Raw genomic sequence first — 330 nt, 5'->3', positions numbered from 1 at the left:
TGAGGTTCCCCCGGTAGCTCGGAGGCTTTCGATCATGCTCTGATGGAGCTGAAGGGAGTCATCCGTGGCAGCACCGAAGAAGTACCCCGATGAGCTGCGTGAACGTGCGGTGCGGTTGTATCGGGAGTCGGACCCGAAGCCCGTGATCCGCCAGCTGGCCCGCCAGCTTGGGGTGCATCACGAGGCGTTGCGCAACTGGATCCGCCAGGACGAGGCCGACCGTGGCCTGCGGGGCGACCGGCCGACGACCTCGGAGGTGGAGGAGCTGCGCCGGTTGCGGCGGGAGAACGCGGAGCTGAAACGGGCCAATGAGATCCTGAAGGCCGCCTC

General features: G+C 66.7%; 1 protein-coding gene. It reads left to right on the top strand.

Annotation, left to right across the window (positions count from 1 at the left end; genetic code table 11):
• Nucleotides 1–64: 64 nt before the first annotated feature.
• On the top strand, nt 65–330 hold a 266-nt coding region (locus D2L64_RS26975; RefSeq protein ID WP_147376335.1), incomplete at its 3' end, for a transposase.

The sequence above is a fragment of the Micromonospora radicis genome, assembly GCF_003583405.1.
Classification (GTDB): domain Bacteria; phylum Actinomycetota; class Actinomycetes; order Mycobacteriales; family Micromonosporaceae; genus Micromonospora; species Micromonospora radicis.
Note: the sequence above shows the minus strand (reverse complement) of the source record. Positions and strands in the feature narration are given on the sequence as shown.